8 protein-coding genes and 2 pseudogenes are annotated in these 19,589 nt (G+C 41.9%); 5 read left to right on the top strand and 5 right to left on the bottom strand.

Annotated elements, in window-relative coordinates; translation table 11 throughout:
• Positions 1-842: 842 nt before the first annotated feature.
• Positions 843-5,633, top strand: a complete 4,791-nt coding sequence (locus tag Q1A40_RS22220) for a hypothetical protein (protein ID WP_300005785.1) — start codon at positions 843-845, stop codon at positions 5,631-5,633.
• A 611-nt stretch (positions 5,634-6,244) separates the two neighbouring features.
• On the opposite strand, the pseudogene pgtP reads toward Q1A40_RS22220, so the two are convergent.
• A pseudogene (pgtP, locus tag Q1A40_RS22215) lies at positions 6,245-7,585 on the bottom strand (phosphoglycerate transporter PgtP); the annotation flags it as partial.
• 281 nt (positions 7,586-7,866) lie between these two features.
• Here pgtP and pgtC point away from each other — a divergent pair.
• From pgtC to Q1A40_RS22200, 3 genes and pseudogenes are all read left to right on the top strand, one after another.
• Positions 7,867-9,066 (top strand): annotated as a pseudogene (pgtC, locus tag Q1A40_RS22210) (phosphoglycerate transport regulator PgtC).
• A gap of 11 nt (positions 9,067-9,077) precedes the next feature.
• A complete protein-coding gene (gene pgtB / locus Q1A40_RS22205) occupies positions 9,078-11,072 on the top strand; it encodes a two-component system sensor histidine kinase PgtB (RefSeq protein ID WP_300005793.1) in 1,995 nt (664 codons plus the stop codon).
• Complete coding sequence (locus Q1A40_RS22200) at positions 11,062-12,309, top strand: sigma-54 dependent transcriptional regulator (protein WP_300005783.1); 1,248 nt, start codon at positions 11,062-11,064, stop codon at positions 12,307-12,309. The genes pgtB and Q1A40_RS22200 overlap by 11 nt, the downstream gene beginning before the upstream one ends.
• Before the next feature lie 436 nt (positions 12,310-12,745).
• Here the strand turns inward: Q1A40_RS22200 and Q1A40_RS22195 are convergent, their stop codons facing one another.
• Positions 12,746-12,991 (bottom strand): penicillin-binding protein, encoded by a 246-nt coding sequence (locus Q1A40_RS22195; protein ID WP_300005780.1) that lies wholly within the window; start codon positions 12,989-12,991, stop codon positions 12,746-12,748.
• A gap of 380 nt (positions 12,992-13,371) precedes the next feature.
• On the opposite strand from Q1A40_RS22195, the gene Q1A40_RS22190 reads away from it, so the two are divergent.
• Positions 13,372-14,334, top strand: a complete 963-nt coding sequence (locus Q1A40_RS22190; RefSeq protein ID WP_300005791.1) for an AEC family transporter — start codon at positions 13,372-13,374, stop codon at positions 14,332-14,334.
• A gap of 28 nt (positions 14,335-14,362) precedes the next feature.
• On the opposite strand, the gene Q1A40_RS22185 is transcribed toward Q1A40_RS22190, so the two are convergent.
• The 3 genes from Q1A40_RS22185 to Q1A40_RS22175 all read right to left on the bottom strand — a co-directional run bounded on the left by Q1A40_RS22185 (position 14,363) and on the right by Q1A40_RS22175 (position 18,280).
• Complete coding sequence (locus Q1A40_RS22185) at positions 14,363-15,361, bottom strand: LacI family DNA-binding transcriptional regulator (RefSeq protein WP_300005778.1); 999 nt, start codon at positions 15,359-15,361, stop codon at positions 14,363-14,365.
• Between the two features lie 9 nt (positions 15,362-15,370).
• Complete coding sequence (locus Q1A40_RS22180) at positions 15,371-16,843, bottom strand: sucrose-6-phosphate hydrolase (RefSeq protein WP_300005775.1); 1,473 nt, start codon at positions 16,841-16,843, stop codon at positions 15,371-15,373.
• 93 nt (positions 16,844-16,936) lie between these two features.
• Complete coding sequence (locus Q1A40_RS22175; protein WP_300005773.1) at positions 16,937-18,280, bottom strand: PTS transporter subunit EIIC; 1,344 nt, start codon at positions 18,278-18,280, stop codon at positions 16,937-16,939.
• Positions 18,281-19,589: the final 1,309 nt, after the last annotated feature.

Raw genomic sequence — 19,589 nt, 5'->3', positions numbered from 1 at the left:
GGGAACTGCCAGGCATCAAATAAGCAAGAACCCCAGTCGAAAGACTGGGGTTTTTTGCGTTCCGGGCACCAGAAAATCCCTGGCGTCCGCCGGATTTTGCCCTGAGACAAGGCGGCAAAGAAGGGCAGTGAAGGAGCATACACCGGTATGTGACCGAGCTGAACGAGTGCAGCCAACGCGGTATCAGCGCAAAGGACAAAGGACAGGCTAAACTCAGAAGTGAAACGTCATGCGCGTAGCGCCGTAATGGGTTGTGCTGGTTAACAGACGACTTGGAGATGACACCCGGAAAGGGGAAGTATTAGCTGAACGGCAAGGGGAGTCTCCACGAGAAGCGAAATCGAAGGAGAAGATCCGCAGCCTGACCACAGGGTACAGTTCGGCGTCAGCAAAAGTGTTCATCAATAAACTCAAACCCATCCTCAGGAGCTGGATAAACAGGAAGTTACGCCATTGCTTTGGGGCAATTGAAGCGTACCCGGACACGAGCGAAGAATAGGGGTTAATAGGAGACAGGCTGTGGCGTTCAGCGGGCAATCAAACTATCTTTCGCACTGAATCATCTGCGACCTAATGGCATTGTCGCTTCCTCTGTCACCTTCGCTAGTATATAAGAGAACCGATTAAGAGCAGCTTCAGTTTTGAGATTTTTAGCCAGTTTGTCTGAAACAGGGACATAATTTAAATTACAGCCTCCGAAAAATTCATTTTTCATTAGTATATTCATTCATTTCGGTATATCTCGCATTTTTATAAGCTACTCTTATCTGACTACAATAAATCAATAGCTATATTTTTTTGTTTGTATTTAACTAATGTACTTTTATAAAAAGGGAAAGACTATGCCAATATCATCATCACAGCACAGAGTTTCTATCGGAGAATATCAGAATAATTTAACAAAAAAAAATGGAGTCGGGGGGGGAGGTTTAGATAGAACAGTTATTAATAAAAATGAAATCAAATTTTTCGGGAGTTATATTAATAATATAGTCAATTCTTCTGAGGAGATGAACAGCGTATTTTTATACCAGAATAGCGGTATTACAGCTCCATTATTAATGTTGCTTTGCCATATTAGGCTACCCAATAATTCACTTTTAACTGCAATGAATAATCCTACATTGACACCCGACTGTGGGAAAACCAGTTGTTTGCCTTATGATAATAACAATTTTAATCGCATGCTAACTCCACTTACAGATATTCTTTATAAAACAGGGAAATTTATATCCAGTTATGACCCACTAAAATTTCCACTAGCAGAAGCTGCATCGATCCCCACTGAAACTATATCTCATTACAAAATCCAAGATGAAAATATAAAAAAATATTTATTTTATCAATTAACAGGTATAGATTTTTCAAATATATCATTTGGTGTACCTGTTGAACCTTTCATCATATTTTATCCTAAAAAAATGCCGCCAATAATAGATCAGCAATCTGTACCAGCGGAGATAAGAATGGATAAAAGTATTAATACATATAAAGAACATCTCGCTGAAAAGTGCCAGATTGTAACAAAAAATAATGAAGGAAAAACTGTCAGCAATACTCTATTAGTTAGTTCTACGGTTTTAGAACGTCCAGTTAAGGCGGTAATTGATAAAGTTTATGACAGAGCAATGGGGGGCAATAAAATGCCCCCTTGGTTGGAGGAGTTTACTGACAAAGCGGATAAAACATATGATATTGGACTAACTGTAATATCGGGTGGGGGATACTCGTCTTTTAAATATTTAGTAATTAAATCTCTGGAAGTTATTGGACACATTAGTGATGATAATATGGATTGTGCTCTGAATGAGTTGAGTAGAGAGGAATTGGGAAGATTAATGATGAATGTGGAGATAGGAATTAGTGATAGAAATCCTCTTTCACCTAATTCAGAGCGTTCAAAAAAAACTCAAGGAATTGACAACCCTATTTATCCTGGAGGTTCAAAAAAAACCAAAGGGTTTGAACCAGATGGAATATTTGTTCATCAGAATATGGCTGATAATATTAACACTGTAAGGCATATGCAAGTAGAACATAATGGCTTAGTCTATTATATACAAGAAAAAAAACCAGGGGAGTATTGGACCCATCATCCGAATGCAGTAAAGCCAGAATTAGTCGAAAAAAGAGTATATATTGATCCTGTTTCTGGAAAAGTACATTTTAATAGTGAAATGCCGGATGGGCATGGGCTCGATTATAACTTTATTGATGGGAAGAAATTTATTAATATTCGAGGCAATAATCATGAAATATTATGGAATTGGAATAAAAAAAATCCTGAAATAGTAATGAATGAAATTGATGGAAGTTCAATTAACATTCCAGTCTATATGGAGCCATTATCAAAAAACTGGCATTTTAGTGTACATAAAGGTAAGGCTTTTTTTAGCCAAGAAGAAATTGATTTTATAAGAAAAGTAAAAGTAGAAAAGGGGGGAGGTTTTTATACACCAGTAATAAATGAACGCACCAAATTATATGGAGATGGTCATATATATATGAAGGAACAAATTGAACATCACCATTACAGGAAAGTAGGCAATCATCTTGTAGAATCAGAACATAACACACGCAAGAACTTAGGTTATTTTGCTGAAATGAATGGTGAACTTGTTCCTGTAAGGAAAACCATTAATAATAATGATGAGATCATATATACCATTTATGATCTAAACGATTCCACAATAAAAGGAAAACCGATTCAATGGGATGGTGCTCGTTGGCTATTTGATAAAAAAACATCTGTTTATATATCTGATGATCTAAAAAAAGCAATTAACCCGGTTTTTTTCTCTGAAAAAATTTCTGCTGATAGGCTTTTAGCACCTGATAATAATGGGCTAAGACATACACTAAATGGAGATTCGTACATTGCCATTCACGGAGAATATATAAAATTAAGCCAGACTACATCCGAGGCAGGAGACATAGGACGTTACTCCATGCGTAAAGATGATGGAACTCTGCTGTACATTAGACTTAAAGATGATGGAATGTTCCATATTGAATCTTTTGATGAAAGATTGGCTTTTTTGAGTAATTCGCAAGCAAAGGACATAGAACACATATATGAAGAAATACATACTAAAAGTGAAATGCCTGAAAATAGTGGCCTGGAATATGAAGCTATTAATGGAAAGAATTTTATTGATATCCATGGTGATAAACATGAAGTACTTTGGAATTGGCATAAAGACCGTCCTGAAATTATAATAAATAAAAGGGATGGGTATTCAGCTAATATTCCAGTTTACATGGAGCCATTATCAAAAACATGGCATCTCGGTATACATAAGGATAAGTTTTTTTTTAGCCAGGTAGAAGTTGATATAATAAAAAAAATAAAAATAGAAAAGGGAGATTTTGTTTATATATCAGTGATTAATGAGAATAATAATATTTATGGTAATGGTCATATATATATTAAGAAGAACTTTGATAGCCGCTCTCATGAGCATTTAGGATATTATGTTGAAATTAACGGTGAGTTAGTTCCTGTGAGGAAAATAATTAATGATGAACAGAAGATCATATATACTATTTATGACCTGAATAATCCTCATGAGAAAGGTTATCCAATTCAATGGGAAGGCGATCGCTGGTTGTTTGAGAAAAAAACATCTATTTATGTTTCTGAAGATTTAAGCCAAGCAATTAATCCAACACAGTTCTCTGAAAAAACGTCTGCAGGAATACTTTCAGTACCCGATGACAATGGATTCAGACATACAGTAAATGGAGATGCGTATCTTGCTATTCATGGAAAATATATAAGATTTAAAAAATCAGATTCTGAACGTGGAGTTATAGAACGTTACTCTATTAGAAAAGATGACGGTACCTTATTGTATGCCAGACTTAAGGATGATGGATTTTTCCATATTGAATCTTTTGATGAATGGTTAGAGTTTATGCATAGATTAACGGCAGTGAATGCTCATCGGTACCATAATAGGGTTGATTCTGAACATTTATATGAGGAAATATCGTTTAATAATAAAATGCCAGAAATTCCTGGTTTAGATTACAGCGTTGTTGATGGTAAGAATATTATTAATATTCAAGGTAGTAATCATGAGGTCTTCTGGAATTGGAATAAAAATCATCCTGAAATAATTTTAAAAAAAAGGGATGGGCATCCAATTAGGATTCCAGTTTATATGGAGCCAATATCAAAAACCTGGCATCTTAGTAAATATAAAAATAGATCTTTTTTTAGCAAGGATAATATATTGATATTAAATAAAGTTAAAATAGAAAGAAATGGGGAGGCTTATGAGGCAGTAAGAAATGATAATTACAAGTTATATGGTAAAGGTCACCTATATGTAAGGAAAGATAACAAAGAAAACTTAACATATTATGTGGAGATGAATGGTGAGATAGTTCCCGTAAGAAAGTTTATAAATGATAACGATGAAATGATATATGTAATTTACGATCTTAATAATCCTCATAAAAATATTTCTGCTATTCAATGGGATGGCAATCGCTGGATGTTTGCCAAAAAATCATCTATATATGTTTCTAAAGATTTAATTAACGCAATAAATCCGAATAAGTTCACTGAAAAAGTATCTGCAGGTATGATGATATCTACTGATAGTAAGGGGCTAAGGAGTACAGAAAGTGGTGATAAGTATCTCCTTATCAACACTAAATATATAAATATAAAACAGGAAACATCAGAAAAAGGGGTGATAGAGCGTTATTCAATTAAAGATGATAATGGAGTGTTACTATATATCAGGCTTAAGGATGATGGGCTTTTCCATGTCGAATCTTTTAATGAACGTGCAGAATTTATGCGTAGGTTAAATGTTCGTGGTCTGCAAGAGAATCAAGAAATAACTTTTTTGACATATTTAAGTGATGAATCAAGATTGAGAAATAGAGATATAGTGGAGATCACTACAAAAGGTAGTCGCCATGCAGAATCTATTCTTTTTCCTAATGAGGGCTTTGGGAACTTCCACTCTAAAATAGAAGATATATTATCTTATAATAATGCGATACAACATTTAACTGATAAACAATATTCAGCAGTAATGTCTTGGAGGTCTATGAGTAGTGTTTCTAAAAGTCCATGGCCATATGGAGGATCTCCTGCAATGCATAACCTTAATCATGCATTAGATAACAATTTGAAGTTGAATAAATATCAAGAGTTTATGTATCATAATATAATATCAGCTCTAAATAGTGAAAAATATCCTACCAAAGAAAGTTCCTTTTTTCGAATGGCAAACCATAGGATGGGCGATGACTTTTCGGCTATTGATAATCTAAGTGTTGGAGATGTAGTCACTAATTCCAATCGATTTATGAGTGTTTCAGATAATAGCCTTTTTATAAACAGAAAGACTTATGAAATTTTGAGTAATAGCCGAGATCAGGTGGTGATCACATATAGGATTGATAAAGCATCTAAAGCAAAGCCTATATATAATGATAGATCATCAGAAATAAAGTATGAGGAGGAGTATCTTTATTTACCAGAGTCATATTTTAAAGTAACTGGTATCAGCTATTCACACTCTTCTACACGACCACCAACTATAGGTGTATCACTTGAAGAGACCGATAAACCAAGAGATGCTATTGCTAAAGATATTTTCATAGGATAGTGAAATATAGAATTTGTTCTTTAGTTTGAAAAAACCTGAGAGTGATCTGTATTTATAGGCGTGTCCGTTTATTATAAAAATATAAGTTCACTCTTTTCGCTATACTAATAATCACCTTATCAAAAATAAAATGCTCTGCTTGATCTGGTTGTTTACAAGTTGATTAATTAAGTTTCAATCTGAAGGACCAGATAAATGAAGCCATTGATAGATAAAATCGGTGATTTTTTCGAGTTTATTTAGTGGCAAAACGGGTACGAAAATATTGTATGAGACATCGTCGGCCAAGGCAATCACATGGCAGTCGATTACTCGTTCATTGCGTAAATGCTCTGCGACCTGACGATAAAGTAAAATTTTCGTAACTTCGTCATACTTAAACCTTCAACTAAAACCAGAACCAGAGTTGAATGATCTATTTTTATACTAAGTAAGATAAGGACAGTGGCGGTAATGTCAGTATCTGTAAAGGTACACTGAATTTGGTCACCTGAGTAGAGATGATATCATCGTCTTATAATGTTGAACGATTCAGAATATATTGAAGTGCCAGCTGTACTGGCACTTTTTAACAAGATTAAAAAAGATTAACTGGCATCAACCAACGGGAACTACGCTTCTTGTTGTTGAGCCTTTTTCCTTTGCTGTTCGAGCTCCAGCGCACCGCGATGGGCGAGGTAGCAGAACAGAATGCAGCAGACAACTCCCCCCATCAGTAGATAGAAACCGCCGTGCCATCCCATTTTATCGACCATTACGCCGAACAGGCTTGTACCCAGTGATGCGCCAAAAATGTAGCTCATAAATCCGCGTAACCCTACTGCAGAACCTACTGCAAAGCTGGGGACGATTTCCATAGTGTGGACAGATGCCAGGAACTGCGGGACATAAACCAGGCAACCAACGATGGAGGCAAAAATGGTGACCAGCAACAGAGATTCACTTTTCCAGTAACCGATCAGACAGACGAAAATCAGCGCCATACAAATCATAGCCAGCGGCATGCGGCGGCCTTTAAACAGTTTATCGGTAAGCCATCCTGCCAGTAATGTGGAAGGAATTGCCGCCCATTCAAAAAACAGAAACGCGACACTCATTTGCTCTTTCGAAAAATGTTTTACGGTTAACAGGTAAATAGGCAGCCAGCTAATCATGCCGAAACGTACCATATAAACAAAAACGTCTACCAGTGAGATATACCAGGCATTTTTATTAGGCAGTACATAAGTGCAGAAGATCTGGAACGCACTCATATTGTCAGGCGCTTTAACCGTTTGTCGGGTATTTAATACTACTTTTTCTTCCGGCATCATCTCTTCCAGAGCCGGTAAACCTTCCTGACGCGGTGAGCCTTTCCCCAGAATCAACACAATTAAAGCGAACAGTACGGCAACGCCAGCAGGGACGATATAGCTGGCGGTTTGCCAGTGTTCATTGCCCAAAATAGCAAAGGCTACCCCCACAATCGGAGCGACAACACCACCGCCGATATTGTGCGAGATATTCCAGAATGCGCCGACGCGTCCGCGTTCTTTACGTGGAAACCAGTTAGCGATGGTAATAAATGAAGGGCCAACGCCCATCCCCTGAAATAAACCGTTGAAGATCACCAAAGCAACAAAAACCCAGAATTCAATACTGAATCCCAAGCCTACGTTTACGATAGCACACAGAATTAAGCCGCACGCCATAAAGACTTTAGGACTGGCTTTGTCTGCCAGGCTGCTCATAATGCCTTTACTGATGCCATAGGCAATAAGCATGCAACTGCTGAGTAACCCAATTTGCGTAGCGCTGAGATTCAGCTGCTCCTTCAAGTATGGCGTCGAGAGTGTAAAGTTATTGCGCACAATATAGTACGCGAGATAGCCCAGAAATACGCTGAGCAATGCCTGAATACGGTATCTGCTATAAGTCTCCTGGACTTTCTCTGCAGGAACCTTATTCGCCGCTGACCCTGCTAAAAACGGATTTTAAATTCTATTCTATTAAGCGTATTTTTATTGTTGTTATTAGCGCGTGCTGACAAATTCATGCCGCATTTCAGGTATTATTTACTCATGCCGTTACTTTGCGTACGGATTGTTCTACGAATAATCTTATTCTCTCTCTGGTGGTGATAAACGGGTAAATTTTGTCTCAATATTATTTTTTGGACATACTGATACTTATGAACTGGATCACAAACAGAATTTTCTTCTGGAAACGTTTTTGGACGATATTGCTCTGTTTTATGCCACTGTCGGTGAGCAGCTTGGTCCAGGGTAAAGAGTTGGTGATGGCGACAACTTTTTCCCCTGGGGCAACGGCTTGGATTATCCAGCGCTGGCAGACAGAACCAGGGTCCGTGGCAATACGCACGCTAAACCGGACCAGTGGCTCATTGGAACAACTACTTGATAGCGCGAATGCGGACAACATAGATCTGATTCTGACCTCCTCACCCATGCTGTTGCAGCATCTTCAGGAACGTCAGAAACTGGCACCCTTCGATAATGCGTTACCAGAAAGCCAGCGGCTGGTGCCTGACTCCATCCGTGGGACTTCCTTAGCCGTGACGATGTCCGGTTTTGGTCTGCTGCTTAACCGCTCTGCACTGGCCGTTCGGCATTTGTCTCCCCCAGCAAACTGGGGTGATTTAACGCAGCCTGAATATCAGAATGCGTTATTGATGAGTAGTCCGTCACGTTCTGACACCAATCATTTGATGGCTGAGTCGCTGCTGCAGCAAAAAGGGTGGGAAGAGGGCTGGAGGACGCTATTAGCGAGTGCCGGTAACCTGGTCACCATTTCATCACGCAGTTTTGGCGTAGCCGGAAATATTAAGAGCGGCTTAGGCGTTGCGGGGCCAGTTATTGACAACTACGCCAACCTACTGCTTGATGATCCACAGCTTTCTTTTACTTATTTCCCTCGTTCAGCGGTGTCACCAACCTATGTGGCTATTCTTAAAAATAGTCAGAACGTCAATGAAGCGCATCGTTTTATTCGCTATTTATTAAGCCCGGAAGGACAGCAGATACTTGGAGATGCGAATACGGGGAAATATCCGGTAACGCAGCTCGCGCTTGATAATCCGCGTGCCGCCCAGCAGGCTATTTTAATGAACCAGCCTCCGCTCAATTATCGACTAATCTTTAAACGGCAACAGCTGGTACAGCGGATGTTTGATACTTCTATTAGTTTTCGTCTGGCGCAATTAAAAGACGCTTAGCGTGCGTTATATAGTGCGGAGACGCGCCTGAATCGTCCCCTGCCTGAAATCAGAGCATTACTGACCAGTGTCCCGATAGATACCAGAAATAGCGAAGACGAGGCATGGCTTGCGCAATTTGATAATAAAATCTTTGCCGAACAGCAGACGATGGAGTGGCAGCTCTGGTTTCTTAAAAATCAGCGTCAGGCGATATCAAAACTGGAAGAATTAAAATGAACGTTGGAACGATACTGCAACGCCTGCGTCAGCTCAGTATCAGTAGTATTCTGCGGGGAGCCTTTCTGACGGGGGCATTACTGACTCTGAGCGTCAGCTGTGTCAGCTTGTACTCCTGGCATGAGCAGAGTTCGCAGATACGTTATTCGCTTGATGATTACTTTCCTCGCGTGCATTCCGCTTTTTTGATTGAGGGGGATCTCAACTTGGTTGTGGAGCAGCTTAATGAATTCTTGCTGGCTCCTAATACAACGGTAAGGCTGCAATTGCGGAATCAGATTATTTCGCATCTGGATAAAATTGAGGTGCTGGGTCGGGGATTACAGTTGACAGAACAACGGCAACTGGCGGTGATTTTGCAGGATAGTCGGATGCTGATGGCGGAACTGGATCGGGTACTCTATAACATGTTTCTCGTGCGCGAAAAGGTGAGCGAACTGTCTGCGCGTATCGACTGGCTGCATGATGATTTCACGACTGAGTTAAATTCTCTGGTACAGGATTTTACCTGGCAACAAGGAACATTGTTAGATCAAATTGAGGCTAAAAGTGAAGATGCGGCGCAGTATCTCAAACGTGCCAGAGAGGTGCAAAATGAACAGCAGCAGGTCTACACTCTTGCCAGAATTGAAAATCAGATTGTTGATGATTTGCGCGATCGGCTTAATGAACTGAAGTCGGACAGCGACGACGGAATGCAGGTAGAGAATCACATCCATTATCTGGAAAATCTGAAGAAAACGGCGGATGAAAATCTCCTTACTCTTGATGACAGGCCTAATACCATCACGCTGCGACAAACCATTGATGAGCTGCTGAAAATCGGAATGATAAAAAATAAAATGCCCGATACGATGCGCGACTATGTCGCCGCGCGAAAAGCGCTGGTTGATGCCAACCATACCAGAGAGGTCACTCTCGGACGCTTTCGGACATTGCTTGAAGCGCAGCTGGGGAGCAGTCATCAGCAGATGCAGATATTCAACCAGCGGCTGGAACAAATTATACGTGTCAGCGGTGGGCTGATTTTACTGGCGACGTTATTGGCGTTACTTCTCGCCTGGGGGCTTAACCATTATTTTATCCGTTCTCGACTGGTGAAGCGTTTTACCGTGCTCAATCATGCTGTGGTACAAATTGGTCTTGGCAGAACAAATGCCACTATTCCTGTTTATGGGCATGATGAATTAGGCCGTATCGCAGGCTTACTGCGTCATACTCTGGGTCAGTTGAGTACGCAAAAACATCAACTAGAGCAAGAAGTGGCTGAGCGCAAGGAGATTGAGTCCGATCTTCGTACGGCACAGGATGAGCTGATTCAGACGGCAAAACTGGCTGTGGTTGGCCAAACCACGACGACGCTGGCGCATGAAATTAATCAACCGCTCAATGCGCTATCTATGTATCTGTTTACGGCAGGAAGGGCTATTGAGCAGGGACAATCAGCGCAGGCCAGAAGTACGTTAACGAAAGCCGAGGGGCTGGTTATCCGCATTGATACCATCATCCGTTCGCTGCGCCAATTCGCACGCCGGGCTGAGCCTGGTGTGCCTTTACATCCGGTCGAACTGCGGCAAACGTTCAGCGCGGCCTGGGAACTGCTGGCCATGCGCCATAAGCCGCAGGAGGCTAAGCTGACACTTCCTGCCCAGAACGTGTGGGTGGCTGGTGATGAAGTGCGTATTCAGCAAGTGTTGGTTAATCTACTGGCAAATGCACTGGATGCTTGCCCGGCTGCTGCGGCAATAGAGGTTCACTGGCAGGCTGAAGGGGACCGATTATACGTTTTTGTCAGCGACAATGGCCCCGGCTGGCCTGCGGCGTTATTGCCATCACTGCTGAAGCCTTTTACCACCAGTAAAGATGTTGGCCTCGGCATCGGTTTATCGATTTGTGTATCGTTAATGACGCAAATGAACGGCGAGTTGCACCTGGCATCGACGCCGAGGCGTAATGCTTGCGTCGTTCTGCAATTTAATTTGACGGATGTAAACAATGCTGCGTGATGAATATTCTGTTCTGTTGATTGATGATGATGCCGATGTTCTCGACGCTTATACCCTGTTGCTTGAGCAGGAAGGGTATCGTGTATACGCATGCAGTAATCCCTACGATGTCCGAAACTGGTTTCAGACAGACTGGCCGGGAATTGTTCTGAGCGACGTGTGTATGCCTGGCTGCAATGGTATTGATTTGATGGCCCTGTTTCATCAGGAAGATAATCAGTTACCGATCTTGTTAATCACCGGACATGGCGATGTTCCGATGGCGGTGGAGGCGGTGAAGAAAGGTGCATGGAATTTCCTGCAAAAACCGGTCGATCCAAGTCAACTGCTTTTGCTGGTAAAAGATGCGTTGCGCCAGAGAAAATCCGTGATCGCACGTCGCCACTATTGCCAGCAAAAACTCCAGGTGGAACTGGTCGGCTACAGTGACTGGGTCAATCAGTACCGCCAGCGCCTGAAGCTCCTGGCAGAAACGGATATTGCCGTTTGGTTCTATGGCGAGCCGGGAACGGGACGTATGACAGGAGCCTGCTATTTACATCAGCTTGGATGCAGTGCTGAGGGGCCATTTATCCGAGGGATACTGACACCTGAGAACGTAGGACAACTTAATGATCTTATTACACAGGCGCAAGGAGGAACGCTGGTACTGAGCCATATTGAGTATCTGACGCGCGAACAGCAGCATCATCTGGTTCACCTGCAAAACCAGGAGAGACGTCCATTTCGCCTAATTGGTATTGGCGATACATCGCTGGTGGAACTCACAGCAACCAACCAGATTGTGGCTGAACTTTATTACTGTTTCGCGATGACGCAAGTTTGCTGTCAGCCGTTGTCACTGCGTCCGGATGATGTTGAGCCGTTGTTTCGTTATTATTTGCAGAAAGCCTGTCTGCGGCTGAATCACCCAGTGCCAGAGGTCGAAGAGGAATTGCTTAAAGGCATGCGGCGTCGTGTGTGGTTAAATAACGTTCGTGAACTGGCTAATGCCGCCGAGCTTTTTGCCGTTGGACTACTTCCGTTAGCTGAAACCGCGAATCCGCAACTGCATCTGCCTGAACCGACACCGCTTGATCGTCGGGTTGAAGAATATGAGCGACAAATCATTACTGAAGCGCTAAATATTCATCAGGGGCGCATTAATGAAGTGTCGGAGTATTTACAAATACCGCGTAAAAAACTGTATTTACGTATGAGAAAATACGGACTGAGCAAGGAACACTATAAATTTTAGCAATTGCCCCGTAAACCCTCGCTCAATCGGACGCGGATATAAGGGGAGCTAATCAGGGGATTTCTGCGATGCCATGTAAGCCTTCAATATTTCGACTGTAGTGCCGCCAGTACTTCTGCGGTTATGGATGGGAAATCGAGAGTGGCTTCAGGGAAATGAAACAACTGGACCTGGCAGGGTAACTTAGCACGCGCTCTGTGGTTTCACCGGGAAAAATACTGAAAATAATGACTGAGATACTTACGATAGCTTAAAGCTTCGTACTACCCAGCGGCCGACAGAGATATTACCCACGGGCGGTTAAAAAGAAGCCGCAACGATATCTGTTGCGGCGTTTCAAGAAATTTAACTGACAAGCATCTGTGACGGTTTTTTGCATTCTGAATACACAAGAATGTTCACCATCTACAGTGAACATCGTATCGTGAGGAGTAAACTATTTACGCCAGTAACCGTGTAAGAAAACATCCTGTTGCAGCTCGTGAATAACAATACGTACTTTTTCATTATCATGAAAGCCGTCTACTGTAGAGTGGGTTACACCGTCATAGTGAGTCACTATCACATTACTTTCAGGGTAGATTTCTTTGACTCTGGCTTCCAGTTCGGAGGCATAAGCGTCGTATTGTTTTTCAGAAAATTTTTCAATATCGGTATCGGCAATAGTGATTGTGATATGCATACACTTGTCCTCAGGCTAAGCACCTTTTCCATGAAGGCAATAAATAAAAATCTGCGAGAATAAATCGTGGATCTCCAGGCCGAAATGACGTAAACGATTCCATTCAGGCGTAAAGTACCCACCTGATTATAGGCATATTTTCATTCTGAAAAGAGGGATTAGAGGAGATATATTAAAAATAATTTCTTCGCCCATTAAGAAGATAATCCAGTCTTTCAGGGGAACAGGGATGGTTGAATTAGAGGCTTATGTAAGTATCCCCGCTTTAGTTCCACAATAATATCGGCATCGATCCTATTGCGTAGATTCGCTTTTAGCTGCAAAGTTAAACGCTATCTTAGTGATTTTTTGACGCCGATTTTTAAGGTTTAGATACTGTGATAACCCTGAGTTTAACCAGCCAGCTGATACATCAAATCTCTTTGTCACTTCCTCTGTTTATACTTATTGGTGCAGGCTATGGGCTGGGGCGCTTTTCAGGCTGGCCGATCAGCGTGAATGAAGGGCTAAATCGTTTATGTTTTAACGTTGTCATACCCTGCATGCTATTCAGCGTGATGAGTGGATTTTATAAAACACCACCGGTTAACTTCGGACTGTTGGTGGCATATTTTGGTGGGTGTTTTATCGTCTATGCGATGGGGCGAGTCATTGCCAGACGTTTTTTTAATATCGATCCTGTCTCTTCCTCTGTTTTTGCGCTTGGCGGGATATTTTCCAACAATGTTATGCTGGGAATTCCTATTGCCACGTTACTGCTGGGGCCACAGGCACTGCCTTCCATTGCACTGGTACTGATTTTTAATAGTTTGATTTTATGGACGCTGGTGACGGCATCGGTAGAGTGGGCGCGTAGCGGGCATTTTTCACTACAGGGTATCGTAAAGACGCTTATCAGTGTTTTTAAGAATCCTATTATTATTGGCATCATTTCTGGCATGGTCTGGAGCCTGCTGCATCGGCCATTACCCTATGTTATCGAGCAGCCTGTGGGCATGATTGCCGGTATGGCCGTGCCACTTTCTCTTATTTCATTAGGTATGAGTTTATCGCGCTACAGTATTCGCGAAGGATTACGCGAAAGTTACGCTATTTGCCTGTTAAAACTGGTTGTTCAACCGCTGGTGATCGCGATTATTGCGCTTGCCATCGGACTGCCTGCTGCGGAAGCAAAGGTTGTTGTCTTACTAGGGTCGATGGCCATCGGGATCAATGTGTATTTAATGGCACAAAAGTTTGGTGTAATGCAGGGCGCGACAGCGACCAGTACCCTTTTTAGTACCGCGCTCTCGGCCCTGACCACGCCATTATTAATGATGCTGATGACGCAATTCTATCCCTGAATGAGTGCCTTAACCTTCAGTCGCAAGGTTAAGTGCTTTTGCCAATCACCAACTCATAAGGTATATACGTCTTATGTGCTATTAGGGTATCGGCTGAGGGGCTCTCCAGTAACTGGAACAGAAGCTCAGAAGCAACCACGCCAGACTGCTTATAGTCGTAGGCCAGAGTGGTTAGCTTCGGGTTATAGAATTCTGCTAAGGTTCCACCGCCGACGCCGCAGATACTGATATCTTCGGGAACGCGTAAACCTATCGAGAATAAATAGCTCATAGCCCCAATGGCCATTTTGTCGCTGGCAGCAAAGATAGCATCGGGTCTTAGCGCATTGTTTTCTATAATCTGACGGCAGGCGGCAAAACCACTTTGATGGGTAAAGTCACCTTTAGCAAATAACGCCGGATCAGGCGTCATATTTTGTTCTTTTAGCGCGTCACAGTAGCCCTGGTATCGCAGAACACCGACGGAAATATCCCATTCATCAACACCAATAAAAGCGATACGCTGCTTACCTTTGCTCAGAAGGTGTTGAGCCATTTCTTTAGTCGCATGGTATTCATCAAATAAGACGCAGGGAATATCTTCAGGAGATTCCTGGCCGATTATCACAACGGGAATGCCAAGTTTTCTGAACTTTTCATGGTGCTCGGTTGTTAATAGTGTGGCGATAAAAATAATACCGTCGACCTGTTTTTCCTTAAAGACATCAAGAAAGGCTAACTCTTTTTTTACCTGATGATCGGTATTACCTAACAGTAGACTGTACCCTTTGGCATTGAAAAACTGATCGATACCCGAGACATTTTCTCCGGAAGAGGTGGCATTAATCTTCGGTAAAATCACACCGATGGTATGGCTTTTTTTCGAATGCAAGGCTTTGGCAAAGGCATTAGGCCTGTAACCTGTCTCTTCCAGCACTTTAAGAATACGTTTTTTGACTTCATCTTTGACGTATCCCGAGGAATTAATCACCCGGGATACGCTAGAAGGAGAGGTATTCGCTAACTTTGAAATCTCTTTAATATTCACTGAGGTCTCTTATTGAATGATGCCGTCCTGTTTTAAGCTGAAAAAATCCAGAGACCTTAAATGGCAGGGTGTATCACTTTCAAAATAAATACCGGTTGACGCTGCATCCGGGAACAGACGGCTACTAAAGACCTCTGCGCCCTGGTTGATAAAGATTTCCAGTGACGATTTATCCATATAGATAACGAGTTCCAGGGATTCAACACTCTCAACCTGACACTGCCTTATGCCACCTTCACCTGACCCAGCATGATTCCTGTCTAATGTAATGATTTTCTGCTGCGGATCAATCTGTAGCAAGATATATTGATCCTGCCCATTGCTGCGTAATTTTAACGATAAGCGGGATTGTAAGTTAATGAAATTTGCCCGCAATTCATAGCAGTCGCCGGTTACGCCATCAAGGGTTAATTCTCCTTCAAAAAACCGATCCTGATGGGCAATATGCGACTGACGCAGTGCTGCCAGTTCTGCCACTGGAGTCTGGTATAGCTTATTGCCCCGTACGGTTAACTCACGCGGTAGTGTCATTTGGTGTATCCAGCCATATTCGACGGTAGGCTGCTCATTTCTTTCGGGTAGCCCCATCCAGGCAAGCATAATCCGTCTTCCTTGCTCATCCTCAAAGCTCTGCGGAGCATAGAATTCAAAACCCCGGTCTAATTCTTCAAAATGTTGAGTCGTGAACTGGACATCTTCAGTGTTAAGAGAACCGATTAAATACCCAGACTGATAAATATTCTGGTACTTCATTCCTTCAGGCGCTAATCCCTGTGGAGATGCCAGCATCACCCAGTGCTGATTTAAATAAAAGAGATCCGGGCATTCCCACATATAACCGAAGTTATCAAATGGCGCGATCCCGCCGCCGGCAATCGGGCCTAAACAGTGCCATTCAATGAGATTGTCTGAGCGATAGAGTAGCACCCGCCCCTGAAGAGTCTCTGTTTGTGCACCCAATACCGCGTACCACGCCGATCCCGATTGCCAAATTTTAGGATCACGAAAATGTGCGGTATAACCTTCGGGTTGCCCATCAATAATAATACCGACTTTTTCAAAATCGATGCCATTCTTACTCTTAGCTAAACACTGACTGCTTGCTCGGTATTGTTGCTCTGGCCCATATTTTAAATTCCCGGTATAGAACAAATACAGTTCATCATTGTGGATAAAAGCGCTACCTGAATAGCAGCCATTGGCGTCGTATTTTTCATCCGGTGCCAGAGCGGGGGGAACCTCTCGCCAATGGACTAAATCATCACTAATATAATGGCCCCAATACTTTTGGCTGTGGTCACAAGCAAAGGGATTCCACTGGTAAAAAAAATGGTACTGGCCGTTAAATTGAATCAACCCATTGGGGTCATTTAGCAACCCTGCTTTAGGTGAAATATGGTAAGCCGGTCTGAACGGGTCGTTAGAATCAAAGGGATTGTTTTCTATTACCTGCTGAGCATTTTTCAACCATTTATTTGCCATTATTTTTATTACCTTTTTTATTTTTCAGATAGAATACATAAAAGTATTCTGTCAGTTTTCAACAACTTGATGCTATTTAACTTTTTGATTTATTTATTTTTGTTGAGGTTTCACCAGTAGTTTAGTACAGAGCATACCGACCAGCATGGCGATGACTATCATGAGAAGATACTGTCCCAGATTATGGCCTAAATAGGCTGGAATAGCGGGCAGGAAGGTGACTCCCATAACTGGCGGTGCGATATGCATCAGTATGGCAAACACGCCAGCAACAGCGCCGCCAATCATGCCGGACAGAAAGACTTTCGAATTGGTTAAGGTCACACCAAATAACAGCGGTTCTGTAATACCAAAGAAGCAAGGCACGATAGATGAGAGTTTCAGCGCTTTCTCTTTTTTATCTTTTATCGATAAGGTGAAAGCGATAGCGGCTCCAGCTTGCCCCGCCATAGAAGCAGTGATTAAGGCATTCAGTGGGTTAATACCACCGTTAGCCAATAAATTCAGTTCAACCACCATCAATGAATGATGGAGTCCGGTCACGGTTAAGGCCTGTTGAGTCGCACCCAATATCCCGCCGCCAATGCCATACGGAAGATTAATAATAAAGTTCGCTGAATTCATTACGCCATGTTCGACCATGGTGAAGATCGGACCAATAATAAATAAAGCAGCAACGGCACCGATAATAAGCGTTAAAAAGGGGGTAAATACCAGGTCAACGACCGTGGGCATCCAGCGACGGATCCAGCGTTCAACATTGGCACCAAAAATACCAACAATAAGAGCGGGAATAATGGTTCCCTGGTATCCTTGAATATGGAAGATACCTATTTTAAGCATTTCTGCATTACCACTTGCGACCTGCCAGGCGTTGGGCAGCATCGGCGCAACGAGCATCAAACCGAGCACCATTCCCACAACGGGTGTACCACCAAAGCGCTTAAATGATGACCAAACTACCAGAGCCGGTAAGAAGATAAAGACGGTATCCGTGACGACTTGAGTCAGGACTAAAATATCGGCCGATAATTCCAACCCCATTTGTTCAGCAAATCCACGGACACCCATAAAGAGCCCGGTAGCGACCAGAACGGGGATCAAGGGAATGAAGACATCGGCTAAAGCACGGATGATTTTTTGAAACCAATTCATATTATTATAAGCTGACTCTTTCACAGACTCTTTTGCACCGGGCAATTCTTCAGTCATCAGGGCATAAATCTGGTCAACGAAACCCGTCCCCAGGATTATCTGGTGCTGGCCGGATTGATAAAAGTAACCTTTTACTTTATCTACACTTTTTATCGTATCGGCAGAGACCAAGTCGTTATTTTTTACCACAATACGCAACCGCGTCGCGCAGTGTTCAAGCGCGACAATATTGTCTTTACCGCCAACAGCAGCAAGAATTTCATGTGTTATTTTTTCATTCATTTGCGGCGTACCTCAATATGTGAAAAGCTTTTCATATTATGGTATATGAAAAGCTTTTCACATGATAAGGAAAGATCGTAAAACTGAGAGAGTCGTCGCAATTTTAATCACTTCAGAATGATGGGAAGAATGTGAGTGGGAGCAGAGGACAGTGGCTGTAAGCTGGTGTTGAGTGGCCTTGAGTATGGCTTTCATCAATCATATGGCGACTTTATCCGGGATATTTTTCCGATCGTCTAATATAAAAATAGCCTTACTTCGGATATGCTCTGCTACATAAGTTACATCAATTAAGGCTGCCAGAATGAAAAAATCTCCCCGTCGTCATCTTCGCTTGCTGGTTCTCATTATGCTAGTGGCCATGCTGGCAGTAATGTTTGAGCAGATGGTATTTGCTGCCCCTCTGTAGTAATAAAATAACCAATTCACTTTCAACAGAATGAGGCCGGATCAGTCAAAGGAACTGACTGATAGCATTATTCTTCTTCATGATCGTATATATCCCATAGAGAGATACCGCGTAATATCTAAGCACATAGGGTTTATTGGTCGTTAATCTACCTTCGGTATATTGTGTTTACTAAAGCGGAATTGATGGATTTTTATTAATGCTATATTTCTATAGTAGTATTTTATTATTATTTTATGTCGTGATGATTAATTTTTTTCTTCCGGGTTGATTTATTTGATACCACAGTTATCAAATAAATATCTTTCTATACTATTTTTATCCATGGTTGATGTTTTTCGTCTGTATTGAATTGCTGATGATGGTTAAATTGCATAAATTTCATGTGCTTATATTGATTTTATCTTTCTTCTTCGTTTTTGATTTAAACTCATTAACACTGTTTTTTATCATCAATGCATTTGTATAATAAACGTTATAAGTATTTAAAGATGCTCTTAAACGTTATTTTACGCGTAATGTTACATGTTTTGTGATGTTCTTCACGAGTATTTATTATGGGCTGTGAAAATGACTTTTTACAGGATAGGATTGCCCGGTCATTTGAAAGTGAACTATAGAGTCTTTGATAGTGGCAATTATAGAGACTGTTTTTTGAATAAATAAAGGGCACCTGCCAGAGAGTGATTTTCATTGGCTTTATACTTGGGTTTTATTCCCCATCGGTGTTTTATTCTGTAGAAAACGAACTCATAGAGCTGTGGTTCAGAGATGAGAAGTCAATCTGAATTATTTAAGAGAAGTATATTTAATCAATACGGGATTACCTATGTCATTAATGAATTATAAAAATATCAACAAGTGGGTTCTGGCGGGCGGTCTGGCACTCAGTACGCTGAT

It is taken from the genome of uncultured Cedecea sp., from assembly GCF_947498825.1.
Lineage (GTDB): Bacteria > Pseudomonadota > Gammaproteobacteria > Enterobacterales > Enterobacteriaceae > JGM124.
Note: the sequence above shows the minus strand (reverse complement) of the source record. Positions and strands in the feature narration are given on the sequence as shown.